The sequence below is a fragment of the Methanobrevibacter sp. genome (assembly GCF_030539555.1).
Classification (GTDB): Archaea; Methanobacteriota; Methanobacteria; order Methanobacteriales; family Methanobacteriaceae; genus Methanocatella.
Genome location: NZ_JAUNXX010000032.1, coordinates 1 through 7713, shown reverse-complemented (window position 1 = coordinate 7713; position 7713 = coordinate 1). Strand labels below are relative to the sequence as shown.

General features: G+C 32.2%; 11 protein-coding genes. 4 read left to right on the top strand and 7 right to left on the bottom strand.

The annotated features are described in order from the left end of the window. The 5 genes from hycI to Q4Q55_RS06810 form a co-directional block, all read right to left on the bottom strand. Nucleotides 1–486, bottom strand: a complete 486-nt coding sequence (hycI, locus tag Q4Q55_RS06830) for a hydrogenase maturation peptidase HycI (protein ID WP_303372077.1) — start codon at nt 484–486, stop codon at nt 1–3. A gap of 10 nt (nt 487–496) precedes the next feature. Then, nucleotides 497–1267, bottom strand: a complete 771-nt coding sequence (locus tag Q4Q55_RS06825) for a methyltransferase domain-containing protein (protein ID WP_303372076.1) — start codon at nt 1265–1267, stop codon at nt 497–499. Between the two features lie 23 nt (nt 1268–1290). Beyond that, entirely contained in the window at nt 1291–1752 is a 462-nt protein-coding gene (gene nikR / locus Q4Q55_RS06820) for a nickel-responsive transcriptional regulator NikR (protein ID WP_303372075.1), read from the bottom strand. 104 nt (nt 1753–1856) lie between these two features. Beyond that, complete coding sequence (locus Q4Q55_RS06815) at nt 1857–2324, bottom strand: hypothetical protein (RefSeq protein WP_303372074.1); 468 nt, start codon at nt 2322–2324, stop codon at nt 1857–1859. A gap of 64 nt (nt 2325–2388) precedes the next feature. Beyond that, nucleotides 2389–3033: a hypothetical protein gene (locus Q4Q55_RS06810; protein ID WP_303372073.1), complete on the bottom strand. Its 645-nt coding sequence runs from the start codon at nt 3031–3033 to the stop codon at nt 2389–2391. 76 nt (nt 3034–3109) lie between these two features. Here Q4Q55_RS06810 and Q4Q55_RS06805 point away from each other — a divergent pair, with 76 nt between their 5' ends. From Q4Q55_RS06805 to Q4Q55_RS06795, 3 genes are all read left to right on the top strand, one after another. After that, a complete protein-coding gene (locus Q4Q55_RS06805; protein ID WP_303372072.1) occupies nt 3110–3655 on the top strand; it encodes a DUF2115 domain-containing protein in 546 nt (181 codons plus the stop codon). A gap of 9 nt (nt 3656–3664) precedes the next feature. Beyond that, a complete protein-coding gene (locus tag Q4Q55_RS06800; RefSeq protein WP_303372071.1) occupies nt 3665–4192 on the top strand; it encodes a TIGR00730 family Rossman fold protein in 528 nt (175 codons plus the stop codon). A gap of 96 nt (nt 4193–4288) precedes the next feature. Further along, nucleotides 4289–4936: a hypothetical protein gene (locus tag Q4Q55_RS06795; RefSeq protein ID WP_303372070.1), complete on the top strand. Its 648-nt coding sequence runs from the start codon at nt 4289–4291 to the stop codon at nt 4934–4936. Here the strand turns inward: Q4Q55_RS06795 and Q4Q55_RS06790 are convergent, their stop codons facing one another. Next, nucleotides 4937–5473 (bottom strand): flavodoxin family protein, encoded by a 537-nt coding sequence (locus tag Q4Q55_RS06790; protein WP_303372069.1) that lies wholly within the window; start codon nt 5471–5473, stop codon nt 4937–4939. 175 nt (nt 5474–5648) lie between these two features. Between Q4Q55_RS06790 and Q4Q55_RS06785 the strand changes: the two genes are divergently transcribed. Further along, a complete protein-coding gene (locus Q4Q55_RS06785) occupies nt 5649–6206 on the top strand; it encodes a hypothetical protein (RefSeq protein WP_303372068.1) in 558 nt (185 codons plus the stop codon). A 297-nt stretch (nt 6207–6503) separates the two neighbouring features. On the opposite strand, the gene Q4Q55_RS06780 is transcribed toward Q4Q55_RS06785, so the two are convergent. Further along, nucleotides 6504–7713 (bottom strand): Ig-like domain repeat protein (locus tag Q4Q55_RS06780; RefSeq protein WP_303372067.1); only part of this gene is annotated, 1210 nt, incomplete at its 5' end.

Sequence of the window (7713 nt, the reverse complement as noted above, 5' to 3'; positions counted from 1 at the left end):
TCATAATATAATTCCTTTTAATACGTCAATAAATTCATAAGCGGCTTTTTCAACATTTTCAGTCAGATTATCCGAATAATCCAATGATTCAGGTTCTATACCTACAAAGATTATTCTAAAATCATTATCCTTTTCCAGATATCTTACAAAAAACGATAATGACATGGAATGAGTTGAAATACCTATGTTTGCAAAATCATATTTATTCACAATTTTCATATCACCCGGTTGACCATCCATCAAACAGGCGTCAACAATAATTATATGGGTTGGGTTTTCTTTTCTGAGCTTACCTGTGAAGTTTTCAGGGACAGTTTCAGCATTAATAAACAATAATTTCTTTTTATCTTCAATATCTTCTTCATTTAGTTTCTCAATAATAAATGGCCCTACGCCATCGTCGCATTTAAGTTCATTACCTACGCCTAAAACAATCAATTTCTCACAATCAAAGAGAAAATCACTTAGCTGAGATTCAAAAGACATTTTTTTCACCTTATACATATTCTGTTTTAATACTTTCAATCCCATTTCCCATACTATATTTTAGTTTAACATTTATAAATTCATTGCTTTTTACTGACTGTTTATCCAATGGAATTAATAATGGCGGATTCAACATTGGGGTTGGCCCGCAAATTAAATCGTCAATAAGCACTGTAAATGTTGTAATCTTCAAACCATTCACCATCCCATCTTTTTTGGCTTTGATAGAAATTATATTTTCAAAATCAGGATCAACATCGTCTAAAAAGTTTATTTTGGAGTAGACCTTTGCATCAGACAATTCTTCATAATTCGCACCTTCCTCATCCCAGTGAACATATTCCCTTTCCATATTCACAAGTTCAACTGTATTGATAACACCCATTGGAATAATTTTACCCGTATCTTTTAAAAATTGCTTTGCATAGTTAAGTACCGGAACCTGTTCTTCATCGATTAAGGCAGTGTCCATCATTTCACAAACTATCAAATCTGCTTTTTCTCTAAACTCATGATCCATAACATCACTGTTGATGACATGAACGTTTGAAAAATTAGAAAGATTTTCTTTTGCATATTCTGCAGTTTTATAATCAATTTCTAATGAAATAACTTCTTCAAAATAAGAACTTAAAAAATAGGATAGAATTCCGCTGCCACATCCCAAATCATAAGCCAGCTTATTATCCGAATCATAATCTAAGATTGCATTATAAAAAACGGCCAGCCTTTGCCAGTCCTTTAATAAATCGTGATGATATGGAGTGGTTTTAAATTTCATGAAAAAAAATAATAAAAAAAGATTTAGTGATGAGTGTGGCCGTGACTGTGTCCAGGTTCACTAAATTCTTCTCCATTAGCTGTGCTTGTAAGTTTTACGTGTTCGACACCTTTAAGTCTCATGATTCTTTCAGTCAATTCACGAATTTCAGCTATATCACCATTAACAACTACAATTTCCATACAATACTTATCAGTCATGTGAATATGCATGCTGGTGTTGATTTCATTTCTAAAACTGTGCTGGATTTCAGCAAGGTTTTCCATAACACCTGTGTAATGGTGGTCATATATGATAGTCACGATACCTATTCTTTGACCTTCCATGGAATTCATCCATTGGTATCTGACAATGTAATCTTGAAGTGCATCGCGAATTCCTTTGGAACGAGACTGATATCCCCTTTCTTTTAATACTTCGTCAAAATCTGCTAATAATTTCTTAGGTAAAGACATACTTATTCTCATCATAAAAATACACATCAAAATATTAAATTTTATATTAAAATATATCCTGCTTTAATTATATAAATGTTATGATTAAATATAAAAAAAATATTACTTTATTAATATGATTTTAAAAAAAAATATTATCCAACCAACAGATAATATTCCCCATCATCCTTATTGATGGATTTTAAAAGACCCTTATTCTGTAAAGATAAAATAATATGATACATTCTGAAATTAGACAATTTTAAATCACCATACAGAAGATGGCCTTCCAAAGTATATTTGGAGATGAGATTCCTTTCATCAACCAGACTCCGAATTAATTCATAAGACTCTTTTTCTTTCATATTCAATTCCAGTTCCTCAACATCCTTTCTGGAATTGACAGTATTAACTTCAGCTTCATGTTCGGATAAAGAAACCTTATTGTCTTTAAAAATAACTAATCCCTTATCTTCCAGTTCTGTTAAAATCTGAATCAAATCATATTCGTGGAACCCCAAGTCCTTTCTTAAGATTCCAACAGGAATGCCTTCAGGGTATTCAATTGCAAATATTTCAATCTGATTTAAAACGACTTCTTCATTTTTTGTAATGGTAATCATATAATCAATATTTAATTTGGATAATAATTCTTATATTAAATCTATTACTTAATGTTTGTGTTATCTAAGACATTTGCAATTCATTTTCCAATGCTTTTGCTTCCTGTCTATTTTTTTCAGCCACCTCTTCAGGTGTCAAATCAGAAGGCCTTGTGAAAAACAAATCAATATCATTAACAACTTGACAAATTGCCATATGAAGCAATTCTTTTAATGCCAAACTTTTCTGGACCCTGTTCAAAGATTCATCACCATAAATTCTATCATGGTCATTTTGATATTCTTTACGAATTTTAGACGGGTCGAGATCTATCTTAAGCTGATTTTCATCATATTCTTCAGTTAAAAGTAAAAAACTTATTAACTCTTCTTTTTCATCCGCAAAATCGTTAGCCTCATCAGAGATAACATCATGGAAATATTTGCTAACTGATTGGAACACATCACGTGAAACATTACCGTTTATAATATTGTCCATAAATAACTCAAAGGTATTGGAAATGAAATATTTTCCGTTTTCTTCCTTAGTCTGGAAAACCAACTCATTTTCCACATTTGCAACATATTGAATAAAAACAATCTCAGAACCTTTTTCGAAAGATTTGGCATTGAATTTTGTATTCTTCAATTTATAATCGGCATTGACTTTCAATGCATTTTCAATATTTTCAATATCTTCTTTTGAAATCTCCATAAAATCTTCAGACATAACAACTTCCCCATTACTAATTTATTTTTTCATGCTTAAAAAAATTTTTATTAACAATAAAAATATAATTAAGAACATGAAAGCTGAAGACATATTAATCGAACTTAAATATTTAACTCCACAAAACGAAATAACAAAAAAGGAGTTAATGAACATACTTAAAAAATACGCTCGAATAATATCCGTTTACGATTTGATGATGGCTACAGTGCATATGAGAAAAGATGGAGAGTATGTCCACGCCAATTATCGTGAAAAATACCTGGAAGTTTATATCAAATATTTTATCATGCGCATGAAAGAGGTCATAAGCAATGAGGATTATGTGGATTCAGCCATTGACAAAAAAGCATATGATGAATCATTTCCAATGCTTGAGAGAACCTTTGAAAAAGAAAGAATAGGTGAAGATGGAAAATTCCCCCTGATATATGTAATAACTGCATTATACACAACATTCATCCTTGAAGAACCAATTCATCCGGTGGGAAGTGAATTCCCTGGAAGTCTGAAAGTCGAGGAAAAAAACGGAGAGTTTTTCTGCCCGGTTAAAGATAACCAAAAAGATAACGTTGATGCAATCTGCCATTTATGTCTTGCAGAGCAGACACCAGACATTTAGTTGATTAATATGAATATTTGCCTTTATGGATCAGGAAGCAGGAAAATAGATAAAATCTATACTGATGAAGCCTATGAGTTAGGCTGCATGATGGCTCAGAAAGGACATACCCTGGTATTCGGTGGCGGAGACACAGGAATGATGGGTTGGTGTGCTAAAGGAGTCCACGAAAACGGAGGAAATTCAATTGGCATAGCGCCAGAATGGATTGGAAACTTTGAACCACTATGCGAAGAATGCGGAGAATTTATTTATGTTGATACCATGGATGAACGGAAAAACAAATTCTTACAGCATTCAGATGCATTCATTATATCGCCTGGAGGCATTGGAACACTGGATGAATTTTTTGAGATAATCACACTTAAAAAGCTCAAGCAACACAACAAGAAAATCATTGTCTTCAATGTTAACAATTTCTTTGACAAGATGTTTGAGATGATTGATGAACTGGGGGAGAAGGGATTTTTATACAAACAGGAAGAACTCTTCACAATAGCCAATTCTATTGATGAAATATTTAACAGCCTTGAGTGAAAATGAAAAACTGTTAAGAACTATTTATTGATGCTGAGAATATTTAGAGTTTATTGAAAGAAAAGCCTGAAAAATTTAAAGCAGAATAAAGATATTATGATAAGCGATGAAGAAATAATTGAAATTACACGAAAAATTGAAAACGCCGAAAACATTGACATTAAAAAAACAATAGAAAAAGCAGCCACTGCAGGTTATTTAGGTGAAGAGCATTTTTATTGTACAGTTCTTGAAGATGGCGGGATGACACATACAGTTCCCGAAATATTAGGCAATATGTATAAATCACAACCCTTGGACAATCTATATTTTGACATCATCTCAAAAGCTCTTGACTTGGATGGAATTTATATTTCACTAGCCTATTGCACTTCACAATTAAACATTCCGGATGAGGATTGCTCCGAGATAATAGAATATGATGACTATGAACTTGATGAAGACGAATATGAGTATCTTATCGAATACGGATTAATCACATCAGACGATACCAAAAAATTTATTGTTTATGGTGAAGAGGGCATCGCATCTCCAGGACGAACAGATGATGTTGGCATAATCATCAACATTATAAATGGCGAATATAAAGCTTATTTCGCACTTAGATCCACTGACCAATGCATGTCCAGCTTTAGAGTGCTCCCCTTTAAGGACTCATATCAAAAAGAACATATTTTGTCCTTAAAAAATCCGATAAATAAAATATTAATTGGAATGATTGATGAAACCATTGTTTTGAAATAACTATCTTAAGCTTTTGGCGAACTCATAAGCCTCGTTGGGATATTTTGAATATTTTGTCATTGAAGGAGTTCCACAGCCATAGCCTAAAATTCTTCCGCAATCGGTTAAATTGAGATATCTGACCAATGTATCATAATGGGCCTCCAGAGCATCAAATGTCCAACTAGAACTATTATATGCAACTGTTAAAAGTGCAGATTTCATGTGTCTAGCTTGAATGCTTGAATTGCTGGAACAGAACCTGTCAACAAGTGTCTTAAGCTGAGCGGACATTCCATAATAATACAATGGAGTTACGAATACCAACATGTCCGCATTTAAAATCTGTTCTCTAAACTCATCCATATCATCACTTAAGCTACATGGGCCTTCATAGCCACATTGAACACAGCCTATGCATGGATGGATATTTGCGTGTGCCACATCAATCTCTTCTATTTCATGGCCTGCCTCTTCAGCTCCCTTAATAAAGTTATCTGCAAGCATATTTGAAGAACCGTTAATGTTTGGGCTTCCTTTCAAAACAACAATTTTCATAATAATCACCAGTGCCTAATAATCTAATTAAATATGATACTATTTAAATGTTGTTAATATCAACAATAAAATTAATATAACCAAAATCATCATTGCAACCTATAAAAAAATTTATTTTATAAAACCAATATAAGATGTAATTATGGTTGTAATAAAAAATCTTTCAATTATAATTATGGATCACAAAAAAATACATGATGTTAATAATATTATTGTACAATATTCCGATTCATCTTCACGTTCATCATCACATAGGCTCTTTGATTTGGAACCTGTTGAGGATATCGTTTATGAAGACCTTACCTTTTTTAGAATGAGTGCTAAAACCAAATACAGTTTAGATGAAAAACTAAAAAAACTGATTGAAGAATTAAATGAATTGGATACCGATTATTCCATAAGGAATATGGAAACCGGTAAATTTTACACAACAATCAAATCTGTTGGCGCAATATCCATTAAATTCGACAACATCAAAACCATACCTAAAGGAACTTATAAGAAAATTGATGAATTGAAAAACATTAAAACAGAATTTGGATATTGTAAAGGATATAAACCAATATATCGTGCCCTTGAAGGAAACCCAATTAATAATTTACAGATAAAACCTGAAAATATTTATCTGTTTTCCAAACCCTCTGAAAATATGCCAAAACTAATAGATTATGTATCTGAAAAGATTATGGAAATTGATTCTGAATTCGAGATAGAATCAACAATTTATAAATAATTTCCAGAAAAGATTATCTATTAAATCCGACATGCACCAATTGCATCAGAACAACAGTTACATCCAATCCGCGAAAACTTCCATCAGATTAAATACAGATATCACTAAAATCAATGAAATTATTTTTATGTTGATTTACCAACACCAATAATGACATTAACAAAAGCATTATGTCAATATCATCATGAGAACTTGATTGATACACACCACAAAATAAAAACAGTCGTTTAGTTTAAAAAAAATATTTGTCATGACATCCAATCAAAAAAAATAGAAAAAAGAGTAATTAAACTCTTTTTAAATTATTCCTAATTTTTTAGCGGTTTTTTCATCCACCTTACAGGTTACTTTCAATCCTTTATCATGCTGGAACTCTTTAACAGACCTTTCAGTACAGTCCCAATAGATTCCATCAACTTTCAAGTAATGGCCCTGATAGGTAAGATAGTAACCGTTATTCTTCAAAGCCCTCTGTATCTTTTTAACGGTGACTTTGTCCTTGCTTCCTTTGGAAACTGTTTTGAAAGTAGACTTAGTCTTATCTGCTTTAACAGTTATCTTAACTTTCTTAGTGGCCTTATTGTAGTATTTGTTTCCTTTATAGGCTACTGTTGCTTTATAGGTTCCTTTCTTGTTCAGTTTGGTAATCTTGAATGTGGCTTTGCCTTTGGAGTTGGTAGTTGCCTTGTAAGTTTTACCATTGACTTTTAAAGTAACCTTAGCTTTCTTGATGGCTTTTCCAGTATTGTCCTTTAAAGTAATAGTGTACTTTTTGGTTTTAGCAGTAGATTTAAATGTTTTTGCTTTAGCAGTTATTTTAGGAGTGGCCTTCTTAACGGTGACATTAACATTCTTAGCTGACTTATCAAAGTTTGTGTTACCTTTGAAAGTTACTTTAGCAGTGTAGGTTTTAGGAGCCAAACCTTTGGTCGGTACTTTAATCTGGCCGTTACCGTCAGTAGTGTATTCTTTAGCACCATTTAAATCAGCAGTTACTTTAACTCCACTGATTGGTTTACCAGTACTATCTTTTAAATTAACTATCAAGTATTTGTCAGTATTGTAAACTGTTGAAACATCAGAAGCAGTGATTTTAGTAGGAACTCTACTTACACTAACAGTAACATTTGTTGAATTTTTAGCATAGATTTCATCATCACCAACACTTACAGAAATGATTGCAGTACCTTCACCAACAGCAGTAACAATACCATTTTTATCTACAGTAGCAACAGAGCTATTGCTGGATGTGTAAGTAATATCAAGCAATATTGTATCTGGATGTTTGGTGGCATTGATTGCATAGGTTTCATCAACTTTTAAATCTAAAGTATCTTTATCAACAGTGACATTAGCATTATTCAAGCTTACAGTAACGCTGATAGTCTTGTTTACAGCCGCATACTTATCATTACCCTCAAAGGAAACGGTAATATTTGCTTGACCTTTGCCATTACAATAAGCAATAATATTGCCCTCATCATCATCAATGAGTACAATATTCTCA